At 60.6% G+C, this 24,387-nt stretch carries 19 protein-coding genes, 1 tRNA gene and 1 pseudogene; 6 read left to right on the top strand and 15 right to left on the bottom strand.

Going from position 1 to position 24,387, the window contains the following annotated elements; translation table 11 throughout:
* Positions 1 to 83 precede the first annotated feature (83 nt).
* The 12 genes from GCM43_RS21945 to GCM43_RS21890 all read right to left on the bottom strand — a co-directional run bounded on the left by GCM43_RS21945 (position 84) and on the right by GCM43_RS21890 (position 15,837).
* Complete coding sequence (locus tag GCM43_RS21945) at positions 84 to 2,315, bottom strand: NADP-dependent isocitrate dehydrogenase (protein ID WP_152248025.1); 2,232 nt, start codon at positions 2,313 to 2,315, stop codon at positions 84 to 86.
* 303 nt (positions 2,316 to 2,618) lie between these two features.
* The gene (locus GCM43_RS21940; protein WP_152248024.1) at positions 2,619 to 3,980 is read right to left on the bottom strand and encodes a cytochrome c; all 1,362 of its coding nucleotides are present in this window, start codon (positions 3,978 to 3,980) and stop codon (positions 2,619 to 2,621) included.
* Complete coding sequence (locus GCM43_RS21935; protein WP_152248023.1) at positions 3,973 to 5,577, bottom strand: GMC family oxidoreductase; 1,605 nt, start codon at positions 5,575 to 5,577, stop codon at positions 3,973 to 3,975. The genes GCM43_RS21940 and GCM43_RS21935 overlap by 8 nt, the downstream gene beginning before the upstream one ends.
* A gap of 25 nt (positions 5,578 to 5,602) precedes the next feature.
* Positions 5,603 to 6,112, bottom strand: a complete 510-nt coding sequence (locus GCM43_RS21930) for a sugar dehydrogenase complex small subunit (RefSeq protein ID WP_152248022.1) — start codon at positions 6,110 to 6,112, stop codon at positions 5,603 to 5,605.
* Positions 6,113 to 6,125: 13 nt separating this feature from the next.
* Positions 6,126 to 7,694 carry a methyl-accepting chemotaxis protein gene (locus tag GCM43_RS21925; RefSeq protein WP_152248021.1) on the bottom strand — a complete coding sequence of 523 codons (1,569 nt, stop codon included), beginning with the start codon at positions 7,692 to 7,694 and terminating at the stop codon, positions 6,126 to 6,128.
* 147 nt (positions 7,695 to 7,841) lie between these two features.
* Entirely contained in the window at positions 7,842 to 9,251 is a 1,410-nt protein-coding gene (locus tag GCM43_RS21920) for a cytochrome c (protein ID WP_152248020.1), read from the bottom strand.
* On the bottom strand, positions 9,251 to 10,900 hold the full coding sequence (locus tag GCM43_RS21915) for a GMC family oxidoreductase (RefSeq protein WP_152248019.1): 1,650 nt from the start codon (positions 10,898 to 10,900) through the stop codon (positions 9,251 to 9,253). The genes GCM43_RS21920 and GCM43_RS21915 overlap by 1 nt, the downstream gene beginning before the upstream one ends.
* Positions 10,901 to 10,922: 22 nt before the next feature.
* The gene (locus GCM43_RS21910) at positions 10,923 to 11,441 is read right to left on the bottom strand and encodes a sugar dehydrogenase complex small subunit (protein ID WP_152248018.1); all 519 of its coding nucleotides are present in this window, start codon (positions 11,439 to 11,441) and stop codon (positions 10,923 to 10,925) included.
* 60 nt (positions 11,442 to 11,501) lie between these two features.
* The gene (locus tag GCM43_RS21905; RefSeq protein WP_152248017.1) at positions 11,502 to 12,671 is read right to left on the bottom strand and encodes a porin; all 1,170 of its coding nucleotides are present in this window, start codon (positions 12,669 to 12,671) and stop codon (positions 11,502 to 11,504) included.
* 177 nt (positions 12,672 to 12,848) lie between these two features.
* Positions 12,849 to 14,225 carry a sodium:solute symporter family protein gene (locus tag GCM43_RS21900; RefSeq protein WP_152248016.1) on the bottom strand — a complete coding sequence of 459 codons (1,377 nt, stop codon included), beginning with the start codon at positions 14,223 to 14,225 and terminating at the stop codon, positions 12,849 to 12,851.
* A gap of 19 nt (positions 14,226 to 14,244) precedes the next feature.
* Positions 14,245 to 14,958: an SDR family NAD(P)-dependent oxidoreductase gene (locus tag GCM43_RS21895; protein ID WP_152248015.1), complete on the bottom strand. Its 714-nt coding sequence runs from the start codon at positions 14,956 to 14,958 to the stop codon at positions 14,245 to 14,247.
* A 12-nt stretch (positions 14,959 to 14,970) separates the two neighbouring features.
* Positions 14,971 to 15,837: an IclR family transcriptional regulator gene (locus GCM43_RS21890; RefSeq protein ID WP_152248014.1), complete on the bottom strand. Its 867-nt coding sequence runs from the start codon at positions 15,835 to 15,837 to the stop codon at positions 14,971 to 14,973.
* Between the two features lie 563 nt (positions 15,838 to 16,400).
* Here GCM43_RS21890 and GCM43_RS26525 point away from each other — a divergent pair.
* Complete coding sequence (locus tag GCM43_RS26525) at positions 16,401 to 18,050, top strand: methyl-accepting chemotaxis protein (RefSeq protein ID WP_152248013.1); 1,650 nt, start codon at positions 16,401 to 16,403, stop codon at positions 18,048 to 18,050.
* Positions 18,051 to 18,297: 247 nt separating this feature from the next.
* On the opposite strand, the gene GCM43_RS21880 is transcribed toward GCM43_RS26525, so the two are convergent.
* Positions 18,298 to 19,164, bottom strand: coding sequence for a hypothetical protein (locus GCM43_RS21880; protein ID WP_193315714.1), 867 nt, complete (start codon positions 19,162 to 19,164; stop codon positions 18,298 to 18,300).
* On the opposite strand from GCM43_RS21880, the pseudogene GCM43_RS21875 reads away from it, so the two are divergent.
* Positions 19,099 to 19,319 (top strand): annotated as a pseudogene (locus GCM43_RS21875) (transposase); the annotation flags it as partial. The gene GCM43_RS21880 and the pseudogene GCM43_RS21875 overlap by 66 nt on opposite strands.
* Positions 19,320 to 19,387: 68 nt before the next feature.
* Here GCM43_RS21875 and GCM43_RS21870 read toward each other — a convergent pair.
* Positions 19,388 to 20,617: an ABC transporter permease gene (locus GCM43_RS21870; protein WP_152248011.1), complete on the bottom strand. Its 1,230-nt coding sequence runs from the start codon at positions 20,615 to 20,617 to the stop codon at positions 19,388 to 19,390.
* Here GCM43_RS21870 and GCM43_RS21865 point away from each other — a divergent pair.
* From GCM43_RS21865 to GCM43_RS21855, 3 genes are all read left to right on the top strand, one after another.
* A complete protein-coding gene (locus GCM43_RS21865; RefSeq protein ID WP_152248010.1) occupies positions 20,606 to 21,190 on the top strand; it encodes a thioesterase II family protein in 585 nt (194 codons plus the stop codon). The two genes, GCM43_RS21870 and GCM43_RS21865, sit on opposite strands and share 12 nt — an antisense overlap.
* A 95-nt stretch (positions 21,191 to 21,285) precedes the next feature.
* Complete coding sequence (locus tag GCM43_RS21860; RefSeq protein WP_193315699.1) at positions 21,286 to 21,834, top strand: 4'-phosphopantetheinyl transferase family protein; 549 nt, start codon at positions 21,286 to 21,288, stop codon at positions 21,832 to 21,834.
* A 7-nt stretch (positions 21,835 to 21,841) separates the two neighbouring features.
* Entirely contained in the window at positions 21,842 to 22,981 is a 1,140-nt protein-coding gene (locus tag GCM43_RS21855) for a hypothetical protein (protein WP_152248008.1), read from the top strand.
* A 170-nt stretch (positions 22,982 to 23,151) separates the two neighbouring features.
* Here GCM43_RS21855 and GCM43_RS21850 read toward each other — a convergent pair.
* Positions 23,152 to 23,226: transfer RNA gene (locus tag GCM43_RS21850), tRNA-Val, on the bottom strand.
* A gap of 176 nt (positions 23,227 to 23,402) precedes the next feature.
* Here GCM43_RS21850 and GCM43_RS21845 point away from each other — a divergent pair.
* Positions 23,403 to 23,849 carry an HD domain-containing protein gene (locus tag GCM43_RS21845; RefSeq protein ID WP_152248007.1) on the top strand — a complete coding sequence of 149 codons (447 nt, stop codon included), beginning with the start codon at positions 23,403 to 23,405 and terminating at the stop codon, positions 23,847 to 23,849.
* The last annotated feature ends 538 nt before the right edge of the window (positions 23,850 to 24,387 follow it).

The raw sequence follows: 24,387 nt of genomic DNA, 5'->3' as shown, positions 1-24,387 counted from the left end.
AGTTCGCCGTAAAAAAAAGGCTTGCGATCAGTCGCAAGCCTTTTTTCATGGTGCCGGCATGGCGCCGGCACATTTGGATCCGATCAGATGGTATCGAGCGCAGCGTTCAGGCTGGCGCTAGGACGCATCACGGCATCGGTCTTGGCAACGTCCGGCAGGTAGTAGCCGCCGATATCGGCTGCTGCACCTTGTGCTGCCAGCAGTTCTTCAACGATCTTCGACTCATTTTCGCTCAGGGCCTTGGCCAGCGGCGTGAAATGGGCTTTCAGTTCGGCGTCGTCGTTCTGCGCGGCCAGTGCCTGCGCCCAGTACAGGGCCAGGTAGAAGTGGCTGCCACGGTTGTCGAGCTCACCGGTACGCGGCGATGGCGACTTGTTATTGTCGAGCAGCTTGCCGGTGGCTTCATCGAGCGTCTTGGCCAGGATCTTGGCTTTTTCATTGCCGGTCTTGATGCCCATGTCTTCCAGCGACACGGCCAGCGCCAGGAACTCGCCCAGCGAATCCCAGCGCAGGTGGTTTTCTTCGACCAGCTGCTTGACGTGCTTCGGAGCCGAACCGCCGGCGCCTGTCTCGTACATGCCGCCACCGGCCATCAGCGGCACGATCGACAGCATCTTGGCCGAGGTGCCCAGTTCCAGGATCGGGAACAGATCGGTCAGGTAGTCGCGCAGGATATTGCCGGTCACCGAGATGGTGTCCAGGCCGCGCGCGACGCGCTCGAGCGTGTAGCGCATGGCGCGTACTTGCGACATGATCTGGATATCGAGACCCTTGGTGTCATGATCCTTCAGATATACCTGGACCTTCTTGATCACTTCGTTCTCGTGCGGACGGTACGGGTCGAGCCAGAATACGGCAGGCATGCCCGAGTTGCGTGCACGGGTGACGGCCAGCTTGACCCAGTCGCGGATCGGTGCGTCCTTGACCTGGCACATGCGCCAGATATCGCCCTCTTCCACTTCTTGCGACAGCAGCACTTCGCCGGTGGCGATATCGGTGATGTTGGCGGTACCGGCTTCCGACACTTCAAAGGTCTTGTCGTGCGAGCCGTATTCTTCGGCTTGCTGCGCCATCAGGCCCACGTTCGGCACGGTGCCCATGGTCTTCGGATCGAAGTTGCCATGCCATTTGCAGAAATTGATCATTTCCTGGTAAATGCGGGCAAAGGTCGATTCCGGCATCACGGCCTTGGCGTCTTTCGGACGGCCGTCGGCGCCCCACATTTTGCCGCCGATGCGGATCATGGCTGGCATCGATGCGTCAACGATAATGTCGTTTGGCGAATGGAAGTTGGTAATGCCCTTGGCCGAATCGACCATCGCCAGTTCCGGACGGTGTTCGTGGCAGGCGTGCAGGTCCTTGATGATTTCATCGCGCTGCGAAGCTGGCAGCGTTTCGATTTTTTCATACAGGTTGACCATGCCGTTGTTGACGTTCACGCCCAACTGGTCGAATACGGCGGCGTGCTTGGCAAACGCGTCCTTGTAGAAAATGCGCACGCAGTGACCGAACACGATCGGGTGCGACACCTTCATCATGGTCGCTTTCACGTGCAGCGAGAACAGCACGCCCGTTTTGTAGGCGTCGTCGATTTCTTTTTCGTAGAATTCGAGCAGCGCTTTTTTGCTCATGAACATGCTGTCGATGATTTCGCCAGCTTGCAGCGCAACCTTCGGTTTCAGGACGATGGTCTTGCCCGACTTGGTGACCAGTTCCATCTTGACGTCGCGCGCGGCGTCCAGAGTCAGCGATTTTTCACCGTGGTAGAAGTCACCGGCGTGCATGTGCGACACGTGGGTGCGCGAAGCCTGGCTCCACTCGCCCATCGAATGCGGGTGCTTGCGTGCGTATTCTTTGACTGCTTTCGGTGCGCGGCGATCCGAGTTGCCTTCGCGCAGGACCGGATTGACGGCGCTGCCGATGCATTTGCCATAGCGTGCCTTCAGGGCCTTGGCTTCGTCGGTTTTTGCGTCTTCCGGGTAGTCCGGCAGCTTGTAGCCCTGGCCTTGCAGTTCGCGGATGCACGCGGTCAGTTGCGAGACGGAAGCGCTGATGTTCGGCAGCTTGATGATGTTGGTGTCGGCGTTCTGGGTCAGTGCGCCCAGTTCGGCCAGGGTGTTGGGTACCTTCTGTTCATCCGCCAGGTATTCGGGAAACTCGGCCAGCACGCGCGCTGCAACCGAAATGTCGCTGGAAACGACGTCGACGCCAGCAGGCGCCGTGAATTTTTTGATAATAGGCAGCAGGGAATACGTCGCCAGCATCGGCGCTTCGTCCGTCAATGTATAGATGATTCTGGATTTTTGTGTTGCCATGTTGATTCCCTTGTCTACGGTGATGCTTGGTGGATAACTTGATTTAGTCCCTTGGTTCAGTCCGGACACAAAGTGACTCACTTTGCGCCAGACGGCTTGCATTGGCGCTAACGCCTTCCTTAGCCCACCACGTATTTTAGACTGTCCTTGTCAGATTTGTGTAATGCGGGGCGGCGATTCTTTCATCCAATTGCCAATTTTGCCTGGAAAACCTTTCATTTCGCCTGATTTCTCAAGCAGATTGATGAAAAAAAAGCGCCTGCTGATAGCAGGCGCTTGCGTCACTGACGACAAACTTATCAATCAATCCACTTTGCGGCGGCGCACCACAAGCCACGCCAGCAGCGCCAGCAGCACGATCACGACCGCAGCCATGCCGACACGCGCCAGCGCCAGCATGACAGGCGGCTCGCCGCCCTGGCGCAGCGCCTTGACGCGCGCCGCGTCGATACGCACCTTGCTGGCGCCAAATTCGCTGAGCACATAGTTGCTGATATCGGCCACCTGCACATCGCTCAGTTCATGCGCAAAACCGGGCATGCCCTGGCCATGTTCTGGCCAGACGCCTTCCATCACCGCCATGGCCAGGTTGTCGCCATTCGGGTAATGCAGCATCGGATGGTTGCGCAGCGCCGGCAGGCCGCGCATGCCGTCACCATTATTCTGGTGACAGGCGGCGCAGTTGTTGCGGTACAGCTGCTGGCCCGGTTTCAGCTGGCCGGCCATCTCGGCGATATCGCTGCCGCTGACCGGGGCCACAGGTGCCGACACAGCCGGCCTGCCAGCCGTCTGGCCATTACCACCGGGCAGCGTGCGCAGATAGGTCGCCATGGCCTGCACGTCCTGTACCGGCATCTGTGAAAAGCTCTTGTCGATCGCTTCAAGCATCGGACCGCCAGCCGTGGCGCCATTCGGTGCGTGGCCGCTCATCAGATAGGACACAATGGCCTGCTGGTCCCAGCTACCAATGCCGCTTGCCGGGTCCTGACTGATATCAGGCGCATACCAGGTGCCGAGCGAACTGCCGCGCAGGAAGTGCTCGATGCCGGTTTTTTCCGCCATCAGCGCATTGCGCGGCGTATGGCAGGTGCTGCAGTGGGCCAGGCCCTGCACCAGATAGGCGCCGCGGTTCCATTCGACTGATCGGGCCGGGTCGCTCTGGTAAGGCTTGTCGTCCAGATACAGCGCGTTCCACAGCGCCATCGAGAAGCGCAGATTGAACGGGAACGGCAGGCGCGTTTCGCGCGACGGGGTATCATCAGGCACCACGCCGTGCATAAAGTAGGCATACAGCGCCGCCACGTCTTCCTGGTTCAATTTGGCATACGCCGTATAAGGCATGGCCGGATACAGATGGGCGCCGTCAGCACGCTTGCCCAGCCGCACGGCATCGCTGAACTGCTGCAAGGTGTAGCTGCCGATGCCGGCCTTGACGGACGGCGTGATATTGGTCGCGTAGATCGCGCCCAGCGGGCTGGCTATGGCATGGCCGCCGCTGTACTGCGGCTTGCCGGTCTGCGTATGGCAGGCCATGCAGTCGCCGGCGATAGCCAGGGCCTTGCCGCGCGCGATCTGCTCGGCCGACGCTGCCGGGGCGGCCTGCGCTGTGACGCCGGCGCTGGCCAGCAGCAGTGCAGCAAATGCAGTTTTCAATAATTTATGCATGGCGGGCCTCCGCAAGAATCTTGTCGGCGGTACGCAGGGCCAGCGCCACGGCCGTCAGGGTAACGTTCGCCGTGCCGACGGTCGGCATCACGCCGGTGCCGGCCATAAACAGGTTCGGGTGGTCGTGGGCGCGGCCGTATTCGTCGGTCACACTGCTGGCAGCATCCTTGCCCATCGAGAGCGTGCCGGTAATATGCTGGCGGTTGCTGAAAGCGCCCTCCTTGCTGTGCTTGATATTGGTCGCGCCCAGCTGGGCGGCAATTTCATCGTAGCGCTGGCGCGTGGCGGCTGTGCCCTTGATGACGTACTCGTCCATATTCCAGTAGATGCTGGGCGTGGGCAGGCCCAGCGCGTCCTTCTTGGCCGACAGGGTCACGCGGTTGTCCGGGTCGGGCAATTGTTCAAGCGCGTTCTTGATGCTGACGCGGCGCGCAGCGCGCTCCATAATGATTTCTTCCATTTTTGCGCCGTAATAGCCAGCCTGGATCACTTCCTTGGTGACCGACGCGACCTGCGAGGCGTTCGAGATATCGATGCGGAACGGCGCATGCTCGCGGCGGAATTCGCCGTCGCGGAACTGGCCGATCGAACAGGGGCTGACAGGACCGCGGCCCGGCCAGACCGGCTCGTCCATGTCGAACGTCACGCCGATGGCCGGATGGTCGCACAGGTTGCGCCCGACCTGGTCGCTGCGGTTGGCCAGCCCGGTGGGGAACTGGTCGCTCTTCGACATCAGCAGCAGCTTGGCCGACTCGATGGCGTTGGCAGCGAGCACAAAGGTTTTGCCGGTCACGCGGTGGCTGGTCTTGTTCCAGTCGTAGTAGTGGACGGCCGTGATGGCGCCCTTGTCGTCGTGCTCGAAACGGTACACCACCGCTTCGGTGCGGATCGTCACGCCGGCCTGCTCGGCCGCTGCCGCTGACAGGCCGCCATGGTACTGGGCGTCGATCGGGCAAACCGGCATGCAGTTGTTGTTGCCGCAGCAGGCCGGGCGGCCGTCGAAACTGCGGCTGTTGCGCGCCGTGCAGTCGTCTTCGACCTTGAACTGGGGCGCCAGGCGCTCGGTAATGCGCTGCTGGTACCACGAGGCTGGCACGCGCTCCATCGGAAACGGTTTGGCGCGCGGCGAGCCGGTGTCGGGCGAGCCGCCCACGCCGGCAATCACTTCGGCTTCGTAATAGTACGGTTCCAGTTCGTCATAGCTGATCGGCCAGTCCTTGCCTACGCCATACTGGGTTTGCGTGCGGAAGTCGCTGGGCAAAAAGCGCCACATCTGCGCCGCCCAATGCCAGCTGGTGCCGCCCAGCATGCGGATATATTGCGCCTGGAACGCGTGCGGGCCGGTTTGCTCGATATATTTGTTCGCCTCCGGCGTAAATACCGGATGGGGCGCCATCTCCGAGAACGGATACGGCGCCATAAAGTCCGATTTGAAGGCCGAGTGGCGATAGCGCTCGACCAGTTCGGCGCGGCCCACGCGCGGGCCCGATTCGAGCATCAGTACGCTGTTGCCGGCCAATGCCAGCTTGCGCGCCAGCAGGGAGCCACAAATGCCGGCGCCGATCACGACGATATCGGCAGAGTCAGGTGTTTTCATGATTGTCTTCTTCAGTTCATTTCAGTCAGGGCCGCACTTGCCAGCTGCCGCAAGGGCCATAGGAGTAGCTTGGCGGCACCAGCTTGCCAGCCACCAGCAGGTTCGACAGGCCGTCGGTGTAAGTCACGCAGCGCGCCTTCTTGCCCTTGCCGACCGTGCCCAGATACCAGGCCTGCAAGATTGCGGCGCTCAGTGCCTGCTCGCCTTTCTGCTCTTCTGCAAACGCCAGCTTGCCGCCGTCGGCCAGGGCATTGAGCGCCAGCGCTGCCTTGAGCTTGCCCACACTGGCGGCAAAGTCCGGCGTGGTGTCAGCAAAGGCCTGGTACAGCGCCTGCGCCAGCGCCACGTTGACGGCCTGGTGGCCGCTGAGCTGCTGCGAGACGCTGATAAAATCATCGACAGCCGGGTCGCCCACCTTCAGGCCGGCCCTGGCCTGCTGCGACAGCAGCAGCTGGCCGGCGCCACCGGCCACCACCAGCGCGCCCAGGCCCAGGGCCTTCAGGGCACGCCGGCGCGCATTGTTTTCCAACTTCATGGGATCTCCTGTTTTATCGGATTGCCAGGCGCGTGCCTGGCAGTTTGAACACGCCCATCATCTCGCTCAAGCCAGCGGCCTGCTCCTGCATGGCCTCGGCAGCGGCAGCGGCCTGTTCGACCAGCGCCGCGTTCTGCTGCGTCACCTGGTCCATCTGCGTAATGGCCTGGTTGACCTGCTCGATGCCGGCGCTTTGCTCGGCGCTGGCCGCCGTGATTTCGCTCATGATGTCGGCCACGCGGGCAATGCCCGAGACAATATCGTCCATGGTGGCGCCAGCCTGGTCGACCAGGCGCGTACCTGCTTCGACCTTCTCGACCGAGTCGCCGATCAGCTCCTTGATATCCTTGGCAGCAGCACTGGAGCGCTGCGCCAGATTGCGCACCTCACTGGCCACTACGGCAAAGCCGCGGCCCTGCTCGCCGGCGCGCGCCGCTTCCACTGCCGCATTCAGTGCCAGGATATTGGTCTGGAAGGAGATACCGTCGATCACGGCAATAATGTCGACAATCTTTTTCGACGACGCATTGATCGAGGCCATGGTGCCGACCACTTCGCCCACCACCGCACCGCCCTGCACCGCCACCTGCGAGGCAGACAGCGCCAGCGTATTGGCCTGGCGTGCATTGTCGGCGTTCTGGCGCACGGTCGAGGTCAGCTCTTCCATCGACGAAGCGGTTTCTTCCAGCGAACTGGCCTGCTGCTCGGTGCGCGAGGACAGGTCGGCATTGCCGGCCGCAATCTCGGTCGAGGCGGTGGCGATGGTGTCGGTACTGGAGCGCACCTGGCCCACCAGGCGCTGCAGATTGGCGTTCATATGCGCCAGCGCATCCATCAGCTGACCGGTTTCGTCGTGCGAGTCATTGCGTATGTCAGCGCTCAGGTCGCCGGCGGCCACCTGGCGCGCCACCTCGACAGCACGCTGCAGCGGCACGGCGATCATGCGCGCAATAAAAAGGGCCAGCAGCACGCCGATCACGATATCGGCCGCCAGCAGGCCCAGCGTGATGTTGCGTGCCTGCTGGTACTGCGCTTCGGCGGCATCGCCGGCAGCGCGGCCCATCGCTTCGGTGCGATCGGCGATCTTGTCCATCACGTCGGCCAGCTGCGCCATGATATCGAAAGCCTTGCCTTCGGCCACCTTAATGGCCTGCTCCTTGTTGCCGCTGCGGGTCAGTTCCACCATTTTGGTACGCTCGACGGCGTAAGCAGCGCGCAGGTCGACCATGCGCGCATAGTCCTGGCGCGCCTCGTCGCTGATGACGGTCTCCTTGTATTTGGCCTGCAGACGGTCAACCTTCTTGACCATGCGCTCGACCAGCGCATCGAACTTGGTGGCGCGCTCAGGGTCGCTGGTCAGCAACTGCTCCATTTCATAACGGCGCTGAGTATTGACGGCCGACTTCATCGCCAGAATATGGCGCATCGACGGCAGCCACTGCCCCGACAGCTCGCTGGCCGCCGCATTCATGCGCCCCATCGCCACGATGGTCGAGCCACCAAGCAGCAGGGACAGCAGCAGCACCAGGCTGAATGACAGGATCAGTTTCCTGGCTATTTTTAAATCATAGAACCATTGCATGGTTTTTCCTTGTTATTTCACGTAGGTCGGATTAGCCGCGTAGCGGCGTAATCCGACAATATTGTTGGCGTCCGCGGGATTGGCGTCCGCGGTGTTGTCGGATTACGGCCCGAAGGGCCTAATCCGACCTACCGACCGTTCCGGATCTCAGCGGCGCCTGCGAAGAAACACTGCCAGCCCTATCAGCAGCACTACCGCCAACCCCATCCCCAACTGCGCCAGCAGCGGCAGATGCGACTGCGGCCCACCCTGGCGAATCACGGCCACGTCGGCCGGCTTGACGTTTGCAGCGCCGGTGCCGTAGCTGACCTGGATATAGTTGGCCAGTGCCGCGACTTCTTCATCATTGAGGCTGTTAAGCGCATTGGCCTGCTTGCCGAACGGCGGCATAAACACATGGCCTTCGGCCGTATGCCGATCCACACCGAGCAGGATGGTGGCCAGCAGGTTGCTGGTGTTGACGCTGGCCGAGTTATGGAACAGGCTCGGGTAGTAGCCGTCCTTTGTGCCTTGCGCATCAAAGCCATGGCAGGAAGCGCAGTTGGCCGAATAGAGCTGCGCACCCACCTGCTGGCCCTGCATGCCGGCCTGATAGCCCTTGCCGCGCAGCGCCACCAGCTCATTGCCAGGCTTGCCCTGGGCAAAGCGCGACACTTCTGCTGGCTGGCCACCATCGGTGGCAATCGCCGGCACGTCCTTGATATAGGCGGCAATCGCTTTGAGGTCATCGTCATGCAGCTTGCTAAAGCTCATGCTGATCGCTTCGGCCATGCTGCCCGCTGCCTGCGCCTTGCCAGGCACGCGGCCGGTACGCAGGTACTGCACAAGTTCCGCCTCGGTCCAGCTGCCGATGCCGGCCGTCGGATGCGAAGTGATGTTCGGCGCATACCAGGCGCCCACTTGCGCGCCACCGAGGTAGAGATCGCGCTTTTCCTGCATCAGCGCGCCGCGCGGTGTATGGCAGCTGCTGCAGTGGGCCGCACCTTCGGCCAGATAGCGCCCGCGCAGCCACTGGCTCGAGCGCTGCGGCTCGGGCTTCAGGGGCTGGTCGTCGAGGAACAGCGCATTCCACGCCTTCATCGAGGTGCGCACGTTCATCGGGAACGGCAGACTGGTGGCAGGCGTACCTTTTTCAACCGGCGTGACGCCCTGCATAAAGTAGGCATACAGCGCCTGCACGTCGTCGTCCGTCATGATGGCGTAGGCCGTGTAGGGCATGGCCGGATACAGCGGCGCGCCATCGGCGCGGATGCCCTTGCGCAGCGCATCGCTGAACTGCTGCAAAGTGTAGTTGCCAATGCCGTGCTCTTTTGATGGCGTGATATTGGTGCTGATGATATTGCCCACGGGGGAACTCATCACCACGCCACCGGCCATCGGCTGGCCCTTGTGCGCCGTATGGCAGGCCATGCAGTCCGAGGCAGTGGCCAGATAGCGGCCACGCTCGACCAGTTCGGCAGGGTATTGCGCCGGCGCCGCCATGGCGTTCAGCGAGGTCAGCGAGGTCAGCGACAACAGCAAGGCGGCTGCCTGCAAGGTTTTCAACAGTGCTTTCATTATGCCCCCCGCAGTTGACGCACCATCGCATCGGCGGCCTTGAAGCTGAGCGATACCATGGTGATGGTGCTGTTGCCGCAGGCCGTGCTGGCCATCGCGCTGCCGCCGGGCAGGAACAGGTTTTCATGGTCATGCGCGCGGCAGTCCGTATCGACCACCGAGTCGCGTGGGTCCAGGCCCATGATGGTGCTGCCCATAATGTGCTTGCTCTGTGCGAATTTCGGGCTGATCTTCATGTCGATCGCGCCCATCGCTGCGGCGATGCGCTTGCCGATCGGCAGCGAGTACTTTTCAGCCGCCCTGCGCGTATAGTCGCCCACGTCGTAATGAATGGCCGGCTTGGGCAGGCCGAGCCAGTCCTTCTTGTCCGACAGCGTCAGGCGGTTATTCGGGTCGGGCAGCACTTCGTGCGCCAGCACCACGTCGGCGGTGCAGGCGGTCAGGCGGCGAATTTCGCTGTCCAGCGCCGTGCCGACCAGGCCTTTTTTCAGCGCATTGAAGGTCACAAAGCGGTGGCGCGCAAAATTATTGAAGCGGAAATAGGCGCCCGCGTGCTCGGAGCGGAAGTCGCCCTGCGAGGTTTCCATAATGCCGCTGTTAACCACCGGCCCCACGCCGGCCCAGAACGGCTCGGCCAGGGTCAGCGTCATGGTCAGCTGCGGGTGATCCATCATGTTGCGTCCGACCTGGTCGGAACTGTTGGCCAGGCCGTTCGGGTTGCGCGGGCTGGCCGACATCAGCAGCAGCTTGGCCGTCTCGATGCCATTACAGGCCAGCACGAACAGCTTGCCGGTAATGCGGTGGCTCTGCTTGTGCTGGTCAAAATACTGTACCGCCTCGACGCGGTTGGCGGCGTTGGTCTCGACGCGATACACCACCGCATTGGCGGTAATCACGGCGCCTTTCGCTTCCAGGCGCGCCAGCGCGGTGGCGGCGTCGTACTTGGCGCCGACCGGGCAGACCGGTACGCAGTTGTTGTTGGCGCAGCAGGCCGGGCGGTCATCGTAGGGCATGCCGCTGTTGCGCGCCTGCGCGGTCGGGATATTGCTGTAGCCGAGCGTCTTGACGACGTCGGTAAAGCGCTGCTCGCCAGGGCCGAACGGCAGCGGCGGCATCGGGTACGGCTTCGAGCGCGCAATGGACGTGGCGTTTTGCGGCGGCCATTGCAGCTCCGGCTCGGCCGGGCCGCAGATGCCCAGCGCATATTCGGTGCGCGCGTAATACGGTTCGAGCGTCTTGTAGTCGATGGCCCAGTCGCGGCCTACGCCGTACAGCGTTTTCAAACGCATGTCTTCCGGCGTCAGGCGCCAGCAGGTGCCGGCCCAGTGCCAGGTCGAGCCGCCGGCATAGCGGATAAAGGTTTGCGCGTACTTGTCCGGGCCGCTCAGTTGCAGATAGGCGTCTTCCGGTTTTTCCGACGACGGCATCGGATGCGGCGCCCAGGGCGCAGGCGGGTAGCATGAAGAGGGATCGCCCTTCAGTGCCAGCGGCAGGTTGCGAAAGTTCTCCACCACCTCGGCGCGCGCCACGCGCGGACCTGCTTCAAGCATCAGCACGGACAGGCCGGCGTCGAGCAGAGTTTCGGCTATCGATACGCCGACCACGCCGGTGCCAACGATAATGACGTCGGCGCTAGTTGTATTGGACATAGTGATTTACTCTGTAAGTCGGTTAAAAGCTCGGCATCGGCGTAAGCGGCACGATAGGACGGCTCCACATATTCGGCCCCGAGAAGCCGTACGAGGGAATCGCTACGGCGTCGGCTGACAGCTTGTAGGTCAGCGCCTCTTCAAACGTGAACAGCTGCGCGTCTTTCTTCGGCGACGACGAGCCGCTGTACCAGGCCAGAATCACCCAGTGGGCGAAGTCCTGCAGCGGGCCTTCGGGAATATCGGCAAAAAAGTCTTCCACCGCGGCGGCCTTCTTGCTGGCGGCCAGCGCGATGATCTGCGTCATCATGCTGGCGCAGTCCGGGTACTGGGTAGCGGCAAAGGCCGCCATGCGCGCGCCGATACCGGCGTTGAGCCGGTGATTGACCAGCAGCTGCGACAGCTGCATGAACTGCGGTGTCAGCGGCGAAGATGCTGGCACGGAAGCGGCAACGCCCCACGCCGCCTGGCTGCCCCAGGTCACCCAGGCGCCGGAAATGGCCGCCGCGCCGAGTAAAAATTTACGTCTTGATAAAGCCATATTGTTCTCCCTGTTCTCCTGTGGTGGCCGGCGCAGGCCCCTGCCCGCGCCGGCAGCGGCTTAGAACGAGTGGCGCAGGCCGACCGTAAACACGTTCTGACTGCCGTTCGAGGACGGCGTGCCCACCTGCGAGTCGCCGACCACGGCCACCGCGTCAATCTGCGTGACACCGTTCGAGGCCAGCGTCTTGCCGCGTGCCTTCTGGTTTGCTTCCAGGATGTAGATCACCGTGCGCTTGGACAGCCAGTACGACTGCATCAGCGACAGCTGGCGGTAGCTGGCGCGGTCGCTGATGCCGTTGGCGCTGGTGGCGCGCGTGTAGGCGTAGCCGGCGCCCAGCAGCCACGGCGTGCCGGTCTGCCAGGTGCTGCGCACGGCAGCGGTATTGAAGATGGCGGTATCGGCAAAGCGCGACGACGCGTTCGGGCGGTATTGCACGTTACTGAGCGAGCCGCCCAGGCCCAGCGCGCCTTGCTGGTAGTGGACGGCAGCGGCCAGGTATTGCACTTCGCGCGCCGACAGATAGCCGGTATTGATCGGCGACTTCGAGAAGCTGCTCGACGACGACGGGTCCCAGGTAGCCTGCAGCGGACCGTTTTTCAGCACCTGGTAGCCCAGCGCGTAGCGCCAGTTGGCCACGTCATACTTGAGCGCCGCGCTCATGGCGCTGCCGCTGCCCTGGTGGCCGGCCTGCTCGCCCGATGCCACCATCAGGCCGAAGGCGGCGCCACGCCACTCGGGCGACATGTACTTGATCGAATTGTTGTTGCGCACGGTGATATCGAAACCGTCGATATCGCCGGGATGGGCGCCGGTCGCGCCGGTCACCACCGGCACCGGGCCGAGCGGATTGAGGAAGGTGAAGTACGGCGCGTACTGGCGGCCGGCCGTCAGGGTGCCCAGGCGCTTGTCGGACAGGCCGACAAAGGCGGCGCGGTTGAACAGACTGCCGCTTTGCGCTGCCGTGCCGTCATCGAGATTGAAACCGGCTTCGAGCTGGAACAGCGCCTTCAGGCCATTGCCCAGGTCTTCCGTGCCCTTGAAACCCAGGCGCGCGCCATCCTTGCTGCCGCTGCGCAGATAGGTGTTGGAGTTGCCCTTCTGATTGCTGGAATAGGCCACGCCGGCGTCAACCATGCCGTAGACGGACACGTTCGACTGGGCGGCAGCGGCGCCGCACACGCCGGACAGCAGCATGCCGCCCACGAGGGTAAATGTAGTGTGTTTCATATCAGTTATGCTCAAGGTCAAAAGCCGGATAAACCGGCCGGAAAACGCGCCAGAGTGCAGCGCAAAGTCAAGTCAGGTGGCCAGGCGCGAGGCGCCATGGAAAAACGTCGGGCAAAGCGGGCCCTGTCCGGCGGCTTCACGGAGGCGGCAATGCGAAAAAAATGGTGCGCCAGCGCGCTAAGCGCTGCTTTTGTACATCAGCTTTTCAGCCAGAATCACCAGCGGCGGAATCAGCAGCGCGACAAACATATTGTCGATGCCGTACGGGTTATCAAACAGATACCAGAATGTGGTCGCGACTGCGGCGGCCAGCAGCCCAACGGTGGCGCCGCGGTTGCTGGCAAAAAAAGGCAGATAGAAGCCGATAATGGCCACGATGGTGACCGACAGGCGCAGCGCGCGCGTGAAAAACGACAGATGCAGCAGGCCGGGCGCAAAACAGACGAACACCAGCGGCAAAAAGCCGATCACCACCGCCAGCCGGCGCGTGGTGATGAATTCGCGCTCGAGCGTCGGCTGGAAATGCGGCACATAGAAGTCGCGCACCACCAGCGAGGCGATCGCCAGCGCCACCGTGCTCACGCTGATAAAGATGGCGGCCACCAGCGACACGGCCACGAAGCCGGCCAGGTACACATTCATGCTTTGCAGGAAAATCGGCAGCGCATACAGGCTGGGCATGCCCGGATACAGATAGCGCGCCGCCACCCCGATCAGCCCGAGCGCCAGGCCGATCGGCACGGCCAGTACGGCCGCGATCAGGGTCGAGCGGCGCGCCGCATCGGCGCTGCGGGTCGAGGCAATGGCCTGGATAATATATTGGGTGGAAAAGATCGCACCGATATTGCCGATAAAGTAGGCGGCGATGGTCGAGGCGCCGATATCGCCGTCCCAGGTAAAGTAGAACGCCGGCAGCGCCTGCACGATGGGCTGCACGCCGCCCGTCATGGCCAGCGCCACCGCCAGCACCACCAGCACGCCCAGGTATTTGATGGTGCTGTGGACGATATTGACGTAAGCGAGACTTTTCATGCCGCCAAAGGCAAAATAAAAGGTGCTGACCACGGCAATCACCAGCGCCGCCATCGGCAGTTCGATGTGGAGCACGGTGGCAATCGCCGCCGCGCCGCTCAGGTAGTTGCCGACGTTGACCAGCAACAGCGCATAGATCATGATCAACGAGACGATCAGCTGGGTCGAGCGGCCAAAGCGTTTGGCAATCGCGCCCGAGATCGTGTATTCACCCGAGTTGTAGAGCTTGCGCGCCAGGAAAAACCCGAACAGCGGAAAGCCGATGGCGGCCGACAGCACGGCCCACGAAGCAGCCATGCCCGACTCGAACGCCGCCTGCGCCGTGCCGATGGTGGACTTGGCGCCGATAAATTCGGACAGCATCAAAATGCCCACCACCGCCGCCGGCATATTGCGCGCGCCGACCATGAATTCGCTTGAGGTCTTGCTGCGCGAACGCGTAGTCAGCCAGGCCGTCAGCACGATATAGCCCGTCACCATCGCAATGATGATGGCGGTATCGGTGGCGTCGAAGCTGTCCATTTCGTCTCAGGGCCAGGCGCTACAGCGAGGCGCCGCCGCAGATGGCGATCTGCTGGCCGGTAATGGCGGCGGCGGCCGGCGAGAGCAAAAAGGCGACCAGCGAGGCCACTTCCGCCGGTTCGATATAGCGCCCGATCGGCGGCAGCTGTGGCGGCGTGCCGGCGCGCGCCGGATCTTGCAGCATGGCCGTAGCGGTGGCGGCTGGCGCCACCACGTTGACGGTAATGCCGCGCGGCGCCAGTTCGGCCGCCCACGAGCGGGCCATGCCGGCCAGCGCGGCCTTGCAGGCCGCATACTGGCTGCGCCCGGCCGCGCCCTGCGCCACACGACTGCCGATCAGCACCAGGCGCGCGCCGTCGGGCATGCGCGGCGCCAGCGCATTGGCCAGCACTTCGGCCGCCTGCACATGCACGCGCCACATGGCCGCACCGTGTTCCGCATCGAGCTGGCCCAGCGGTGCCGTACGCATGAAACCGGCCGCATGCACGAGTGCGCCGACGACACCGGCGCTGGCCAGGCAACGCTTGAGCACATCGGTATCGAGCAGGTCGATCTGCAGGCTGGAAAAGCATGGATGGGCCAGCGTGGCCGGCGCCAGGTCCAGTCCCAGCACCTGCCAGCCATCAATCAGCAGCTGCTGCACGATGGCAGCGCCGATGCCGGCGCTGCTGCCGGTGACCAGCGCGCGCCGGTTTGCTGCCGGTACTGTGCTTGTTGCTACCTGTGGGTTCATGCTGCCTGCCTGTCAGGGATGAAAATGATGAGGCGTGTAGCCGCCGGTGGTCTGCAGCGACTTGGCCAGCTGCGCCGCCGCCTGCAGTACCGCCTCTTTGGTATCGGCCTCGAATTGCGACAACGTTGTGTGATAGGTGGGCGCCGCCACGCTGAGGGCTGCCACCGGCATGCCGTCGATATCGAACACCGGCGCGGCCACCACATAGACGCCCGATACGGTTTCCTGGTCCGACACCGCATAGCCAACGCTGCGCACATGGTCGAGGCGCGCCAGCAGCGCATCGATATCGGTTAGCGTAGTATCGGTCAGGCGCAGCAGCGGCTTGCCGTGCAGTACGCGCAACTGCACCTCACGCGGCATCCAGGCCAGGATCGCCTGCCCTACTGCACTGGAATAGGCCGGTACACGGCTGCCGATGCGCACATCGATGCCCAGCCTGACCAGGCCGGCCTGCACGCGCTCGGCATACATCACATCGCTGCCATCGAGCACGGCCACCGACGCCGCCTCATTGATTTCGCCCACCAGGCTGCGTAGGATGGGCCGCGCGCGCGTGCGCAAGTCCGAGCGCGCAATCGCGTGAAAGCCCAGATCCAGCACTTTGAGCGACAGGCGGAAATAGCGCGTGTCTTCAACCTTTTCAACATAGCCAATCGCCACCAGGGTATTAAGGAAGCGAAACGCGGTGGCGTTGTCCATATCGGCCTTGCGCGCCACTTCGGCCATCGTCAGTTCCGGCTCCTGCGCCGTAAATGCCTGCAGCACGCGAAAGCCCTTGGCCAGTGACTGCACGGTATTTTTCGCCTCGGCAGGCGCAACGGCGCCAGCGGCCGCCTTGGCGCCGCTTTGCTTGCTCAGCTCTATGTTCTTGTCCATGTCTATTGTTGCTCCATCAAAAATAATTCGGTATCCGAATTATAGTTTGACCGTAAGGCGGAAACGAAGCCTGGCTGGCGCTCGGCGCATGCGGCGAAAATTTCGCCTCCTGTCCGCATAACCGATCCATCACCTGCCACCTCACCGGGAAAAATTCGGAATGCGAATATTTATTCGATGAAACAATCAAACAGGACACGACACCGTTTTGCTACTGTAGTGGAAGAGTCTTGCTGCCGCCCCTGCCATATGGCAAGGTCAAAGCGGCATTGCATCGATGATTAATTCGGATTGCGAACTTTAATTTTTATTTTGAAAAAGTATAAGGGAGTTCGCAGTAAAGCTCAAGCAAAAAACTTGCCGAAGCTCAATAGGTAGACTAGGCAAGGCACTATTACTATGCTAGAAAATAATCGAACCATACCTGCGCGCGTCTGGCCAAAGAGGGGTTCGACGCCAAAGCAATAGTTCTTTTCTTGCAATTTTAATTTCCCCAATGTAATTATGCTGACATAATTCCTGCGTATGCTGCAGTTTTCATCTGCGGCCTGTCGGCTCACATCATGTCCATATCCAACCTGAAAACCGGTCCACGCGTGCTGTCTTCGTTTGTGATTGTGCTCTTCATCATGGCCTGCATTACCGGTGTCGCCCTGTGGCGGCTGCATGCAGCCCATGTCATGACGGAGTTTCTGGTCAATGACAAACTGGCCAAGCAACAACTGACTTCCGACTGGCTGGCAATGGCTGAGCTGAACGGCGTACGCGCCCTGTCGATCGCCAAGAGCGACAGCCTGGAAGTGGGCGAATATTTCCAGGCGCAGCTGACGAGCGGCGACAAGCTGGTCGGCGCCACCAAAAAACAGCTGCTGGGCCTGCCGCACACGCAGCAGGAAGACGCCCTGCTGCGCACAGCCGAAGCGCGCCAGAAAGCCTATCTGGACGTGCGCCAACAGATCTTCAGTTTCAAGGACATGGGCAAGACGCAGGAAGTGGAACAACTGGCCGAGTCGACTTTCAAGACCTCGTTTGCCGCCTACACCGGCGCGCTTGACAAACTGCTGGCCTTCCAGACCCAGCAAGCCAAAATGCTGGCCGGCGACTCGGCCACGCAGTACTACAGCAGCCGCGCCACCCTGCTCGCCTTTGGCGCGCTGGCGCTGGCATTGGGCGCGGGGCTGGCCTGGACCATTACGCGCAGCATCGTCGTCCCGATGCAACAGGCCGTCGCACTGGCCACCCGCGTGGCGCAAGGCGACCTGCGCGCGTTCAGGCTGCCGCAGCGCAACGATGAAATCGGCCAGCTGCTCAAGGCCCTGCATGAAATGACCACCCGCCTGGCCGACACGGTCAAGCAGGTGCGCGACGGCGCCCACACCATCGATGACGCCTCGAAGGAACTGGCGACCGGCAACCTTGACTTGTCGCGCCGCACCGAAGTACAGGCCGCCGCCCTGCAGGAAACCGCCTCTTCCATGGAAGAGCTGACGTCAGCGGTACAGCAAAACTCGGGCCATGCGCGCAGTGCCAATGAACTGGCGCTGTCGGCGTCGGCCGTCGCCAACAAGGGCGGCACCATGGTGGACGAAGTGGTGCAGACGATGGATGAAATCAGCGCCTCGGCCAGGAAAATTGTCGATATTATTTCCGTGATCGACGGCATCGCCTTCCAGACCAATATCCTGGCACTGAATGCGGCGGTGGAAGCGGCGCGCGCCGGCGAACAGGGCCGTGGCTTCGCCGTGGTCGCCTCCGAAGTGCGCAATCTGGCGCAGCGATCTAGCACGGCCGCCAAGGAAATCAAGACGCTGATCAACGAGTCGACCAGCCGCATCGAAGTGGGTGCCACGCTGGCCCACGCCACCGGTGACACCATGCTGGAAATCGTCGCCAGCATCGCCCGCGTGACAGCCATTATGTCGGACATCAGCTCGGCCAACGCCGAGCAGGAGTCGGGCATCCATGAAGTCAATACAGCCATCGGCGATATCGATTCCGTCACCCAGCAAAATGCGGCGCTGGTCGAAGAAGCGGCGGCAACGGCCGAAGCGATGCACAAGGAAGCCAATCAGCTGACGCAGCTGGTCAGTTTCTTCAAGGTCGACAACGGCTTGCAGGCAAACACCGGCGTGCAGCCGGCCATGCGCCTGGTCAGCAGCATCACTGCGCAACCGGAAAACATGGCGCCGTTGCAGCTGGCGCGCGCAGGCTGATCAACAGTTGCGCAGCCGGCAGGGGTGGTCAGGCTGGGTGCGCCGTTGTTTGATCAGCTGACGCCTGTGGCCTGGAGAACGTGCATCGAGAAAAGCCAGGCTGGTGATGCGGTCGATGGTACTCACTGGACGTAGGGATGCCACAATTTTACCGGCTCAGGCCAGCGGGTGATGGGTTTTTAGAGGTCGCCTCTGGCCACGGTTGGAGCGCGCAGCTTGAGTGATAAACGGCACGTGGCGACTAACGCTAATATTTAACCCACTTGCCCGCGTTCGATGGGCACGATATCGCACTAGGTCCTTTACTGATGGCGCTAGGCGAATTCACCGGGCCGGTCATATAACAAGTGGTTTTTCCCCTGATAGTTGTACTGTAGTAGATGATGCCCTCGGGTGTTACAAAGCGGCGATCTACTTCGTCATCTTTGGAAATGTAAGCGCTCGATAAGTCGTCTGAAAGTTTTTCGAAGCGGGATTTTGAAACTGGTAATGAAACAGCGATACCTGAACGCAGCTCCCTGTCAATCTTGCCGGCATTTTTTATTGCCCACTCAATCTTTTCCGCAGCTGAGGCAGATAAACCAGATTGTGAGGTAGATTCGACGACAGGTTCTGTCGGACTTGCTGCGAATGACTGCACTGCTTCATTATTCGCCAGAAAATGCGGAGTTAGCATGCCAGCGGCCCCTGGCTTACTGCGACGCTCACGTCCAAATGCTACGCCAGCATTGCCGGGTTGCTTGGCATCGTGGCGAGGCAGCTCAACAACTTTGTTTGGCCGCTGCGCATGCGGGTACACAGCATTAAAGAACAAGACGGGAAACGAAGTGGTGGACGGAGAGGTTCGAAAAATGCCACAACTACTCTGGAAAAAATGCCAGACAATAATATGCAAAGCAACAACAACTAATAATGTCAAAGCAGCCTGATACCTTATCCACAGTTTATTCAAAAATAATTGCTGTCCAAATGTGGCACTCAAATGACAACTCCTAAATATACTGGCTGAAAAATTCAAGATATACCACTGAATCACTATATCATTTTTAATCTGGTGGTCGACAGCACCGGCCTGAAGGTGTCTGGCGAGGGCGAATGAAAGGTGCGCAAGCACGGTTATTCCAAGCGCTGCATCTGGCGATGGGCGCGAACACCGGCCAGATTTGCGCCGCGCTGATGACGCACCAGGACGTTGGCGGTGGCGAGGTGCCGCCCGATTTGCTTGACCAGATCCCGGCCGGCACGCCGATCGGCGGCGTCGGCGGCGACTAATTAAACCCCGCTAGAATTAACGAAGTGGTTTTGGCTCACGCCGATATCCGCTTTGGGGTACGGATTCAAGGCGCGCCTGCCTTGGCCCGCATCGGCCAGGCAGGCACGCCACTCAGCCCTACGTACGCAGTGCCACCGCTGGAGCAAGGCGCATGGCAGCCAGGGTATGCTGCAGCGACGACAAATTCTTTGGCGAGCAATTTGGCGATGTCGATCGGCTGCGCACCATACAGCTTGCGCAACACGATTTCCCGGGTCTTGCGCTGCACGCTGGTAGCCGAAAGTATGTACATGCCCAGAGCAGCCAGTGCCGCAGCGATGAAGGTGGAGACATTGACAACCGCAAGGTAGGGAGCCATCTGCTGCTTGACGGAACGTTCCAGCAAGGTGCGCACCGAATTGATGTCAAAGACATGGTCGGCAAAGTGCTCCCGCCACTTACTCTGAATTGCTTGCTGGACGGCCTCGGGATCGCCACCCACCTTGACTGTTACCGTATGCGCTTTCGGCGACACCAGGTAGATAGTGGCGTATTGTTTAGACGTGATGGGCTGGGTGATGAGGTCTGCATTGACGCCAACAATCCGATAAGCAACGCCTTTAATGGTCAGGAACTGGCCGATTGCTGCGTCGGCACTGGCAAAACCAAATTCGTTGACGGCATTGCGGTCGATGACAATCAAGTTCGAGTTGTCAATCTGGTCGACTTTCGGATCGAAGACGCGTCCGCTCAGTGCCTTCACGCCGAACATGTCGAAGTACCCGGGACTGACGCGGGTACCCCGCATCAGTACGGTCTTGCCATCGCTGGTTTTCACTTCGCACTGGTAAATAATGCCTTCACCGATCGACTCCTCCGACGTGACGACATCGGCCACGCCCGGCAAATGGCGCACAGCGGCTACGAAGGATCGCGCCTTGGCCTCTGTCATATCAACCGGCATGATGAACGACAGCATGGGATCCGGATTGAAACCAAGGTCCATGCTGGACAAGTAGTTCATCTGCAAGGACATGCTCAAGGCAATGCTGGCAAAGCTCAGGCCAGTGGCAAACTGCACCACCGTCAAAAGGCGCCGCAAGAAAATGCCCTGGGCGCCCTCGCTGGCGGTGCGGCCGCCAAGTGCAGACACCGGCCGAACTTTCAAGGCGATCCAGGCTGGATAAGCACCGGCCAACACTCCCATCAGCAATGCCATGCCGACTCCGATCGCGATGCAGGCGAGGACATTGGCGGGGGTAAGCAAGTTGCCAAGCGCGCAGTGCAGTTGCCGGCGCGCGGCATGCGCCTGCACGAAGCCCCGTACCTGGCCATGCCGCCGTTGCTGGACGATCTGGCCGACGTGCTCGCGGCCGACGCCGATGCGCGTCCCTTTGCTTTTTTCGGCCATAGCCTGGGCGCGCTGCTGGCGTTCGAGCTGGCGCGCAAGCTGCGCGAGCAAGGCCGCCCGCTGCCGCAGCACTTGATCCTGTCCGGTAGCGCCGCACCATGGCTGCGCCCCCCGCTACGGCGCCTGCATGAACTGCCCGACCGTGAGCTGCTGGAAGCACTGCGCGAACTGGGCGGCACGCCATCGGCCGTGCTGGAGGAACCCGGCCTGATGGCGATGCTGCTGCCATCGATCCGCGCCGACTTTGCGCTGGTGGCCAGCTATCAATATCGCCCCGCCCCACCGCTGCCTGTCCCGCTGACCATACTGGCCGGCCGCGACGACCCGCTTGCCGGCAGCGCCGCCACGCAGGCCTGGCGCGAGACGACCAGCGCCAGCTGCAGCGTGCACTGGTTTGACGGCGGCCACTCTTTATCCACGAGCAGCAGGAAGCGGTGCTGGCCTGCCTGCGCCGCAGCCTCGCATGATCGCCTTTGATGAAGTCCACATTTGGCAAATCGACCTGACGCTGCCGCAGCCAGCCGCCTGGGCGGCGAGCCTGGATGCCGCCGAGCAGGCGCGCGCCGCGCGCTATGCCACCGCCGCCCTGCAACTGGCGTTCCGCCGCGCGCGGCGCCCTGCGCGCCGTGCTGGCGCATTACACTCACAGCAACCCCGCCGACCTCGCCTTTACGCAAAGCCGCTGGGGCAAGCCGGCACTGACAACCGGCGAACTGGAATTTAACCTCAGCCACAGCGACGACCTGGCGCTGCTGGCCGTCGCCTCCGCTGGCTGCCCGGTCGGCATCGACATCGAATCGCTGGAGCAGCACCGGCTCGACGTCGCCACGCTGTTCGACCTGACCTGCCACGACAGCGAAAAAGCCGCGCTGCTGGCCATCTCGGGCGACGCACAGCGCCACGCGTTCATGGCGCTATGGACCCGCAAGGAAGCTTATCTCAAGGCGCTGGGGCTGGGTTTGCAGGCCGACTTGCACGAAGTGACTTTCAGCCAGCATGCGCAGATCGGATGCTGGGGCGTGGATGGACAGGCGAGGCGCGGAAATGCGCCGTGGCAGGTGCGGACGCTGGAGATGGCGGGGGATATGTGGGCAGTATATGCCTGCCGGATACTGGCATGAAAGTAATATGGCCTCCGCGCTGCGCCTAAAAAATACGATTACACGAACTGAACAATTAATCCACGTCAATCAGCAAACACTTGTTTACTTGATGCTTCCATGCAATTCTAAAGCTTCCATTTGGGCTGTTGCAATTGTGGACCGAATGTTTTCCTGTAATTCATTGAGTCAAAGCCAAGAAACTTGCTTATATCACAAAGGAAATAAAATGAACGATTGTAAAGACACCTTGACGTTTGACAGCGAAGTTACGACGACTGACTACCTCGCCATTTCGTCTATCCTCTCGTTGGTCAGTCGGGAGAATTATGACGAGGTAAAAACGAAGTGGAACGCTATCATTCCAGAGTACTTTACGGGTAATTTTGATGATTTCAAAGTTGCTCGCTCAAAACTAACAATGCTCTTCTTCGAGTTAAACTATACGTCACTAAGTGCGCAGCATTTTAAAAGAGCTTTGTCGCCTGACGCTGCCAAAAACTATGCGGCATGCGTGGCAGAATCAGCAAATGATCCTATTGTCGCCTGGGTCGAAAAATACGACGACAACTTTGTTTACATTACTACTCAGAACCGTATGACTGATGTGAGAGTCCTTTGCAAAGTTGTTGGAAGTAATCAGCCGGTCGCCGAACCGAGCACCTTGGTGACTGGGGCCAGTGAAATATTAGTATTCCCATGGGTTCCACGCAAAGGCATCACGGTCTCAGTAAATGTATTGAATGTGGCAACTGAAAACAACTTGAAAGGTGTGATTATTCAAATTCCACCAATCATATACTTTGAGAAACGACAAGAGGTCATAAAAAAGGCGGTTGTCATTCACGCTGGAGCTGGGGGCCATGGTAGTACTGCTGGTAGTCCTGCTTATGGCTCCGGCGCTATTGTTGCAGATTTGGGTTTCTCAATTCGGCCAGAAACGCTTACTCGAACGCCAGCCGATTGGGTTGATGGACTATGCCCCACTTTTGCGTGGGTACCCATTCAAATCCATGACAAGATTGTTCGCTACGAGGGACGCGTTACTCATGCCGAGGCCGACAATGGCGATACACAACGAAACGTCGATTACACGTTCACAGTAGACACTGTACGGGAACATCTGGTCGAAATCAGCAGCGCTGCAGCGGAGGCAACAAGTTCATAGTTCCTCACGTATTTTCGCCTGCAATCGATGCTCTACGCTTCGTGCAAGACAATATTTTGCAGATAATGGAGGGAATAAGATAAATTACAGCAGAAAATTACACTTAACAAAAAAGCCGACCTCTAAAAGATCGGCTTTTTATGCGAGTGATTGATTTCACTAAGTATTCTTGGTGGGAAGTGCAAGTTTCGAACTTGCGACCCCTGCAGTGTGAATGCAGTGCTCTACCCCTGAGCTAACCTCCCGAAGCGAGGCGAATTATGGCATAGGTGACGACCGCCTTGCAAGGGGCTATGGCTGTTAAATACGATTTACTCTGTTTGCCAGGTCAATGGCGTACCAGACAGGCCGGCAATGGTGTGTGGATGGCGGCGCAGCCGATGCTACCATCGTGCGCATCAGTATCAGCCGAAAGCCGCAAATGCCCTACCCCACCACCCCCGCCACCCTTGAACGCGCCATCGAGATCGCTGCACGCACGCATGCGGGCCAGGTCGACAAAGGTGGTGCGCCGTATATCCTGCATCCCTTGCGCGTGATGCTGCGGGTGGCGCCGGGCGTGCAGCAGATCGTGGCGGTGCTGCATGATGTGGTGGAGGACAGCGATGGGCGTGTGACGTTCGAGGATCTGGCGTGCGAGGGCTTTGCGGCGGAGGTGATCGAGGCGCTGCGCGCGGTCAGCAAGGTCAAGGGCGAATCGTATGCCGATTTTGTGGCGCGGGCGGCACGCAACCCAACAGGCAAGGCCGTCAAGCTGGCCGACCTGCTGGAAAACAGCGACCTGTCGCGCATTGCGCAGCCCAGCCAGAAAGACCTGGAGCGGCTGGAGAAATACCGCGCGGCGATCGCTTATCTGCAAGCGAACTGATACTCCCCTACCCGTCACGACGATACGCTGCTCGATGCGTAGGCAGTAAAGTTTCCATCGAGCGCACGCGCGAACTCAATCCCTATATGCAGGCCAGCTTTGGCGCAACAAAAGCATTTACTCGACTGCGCCAGGACGGCACCGGAACGACGCAATTGTGGCGACGCTGGAACACAGCATAGGCAAGCGGCGTCCTTGTGAGAACGATTGATTTTAAGTAAGAATATGAGGTTTTTGCCAGAGCTGGCATTGATAGCTGCGTAGGTCGGATTAGGCCCCGAGGGGGCCGTAATCCGACAACGCCGCTGGCGCCTGATGTGACCACACCGCTGACGCCAACAATGTTGTCGGATTACGCGGCTTTGCCGCTAATCCGACCTTGTATTATTCCTCTCATGCAGTTGATGGTGATGCGAACAACATTAACCGCTGTCAAAATTCTTGGTAGGCATATCAAGACCGGGTAACTGGATGCCGTATCCGCCCTTAGGCTCAAAGCCAGCATCGTAGATCTCGCACCAGTTACCCACCCCTCAAT

This window comes from Janthinobacterium aquaticum, assembly GCF_009208565.1.
Classification (GTDB): Bacteria; Pseudomonadota; Gammaproteobacteria; order Burkholderiales; family Burkholderiaceae_D; genus Janthinobacterium.
This window is presented reverse-complemented; position numbering and strand designations above follow the sequence as displayed.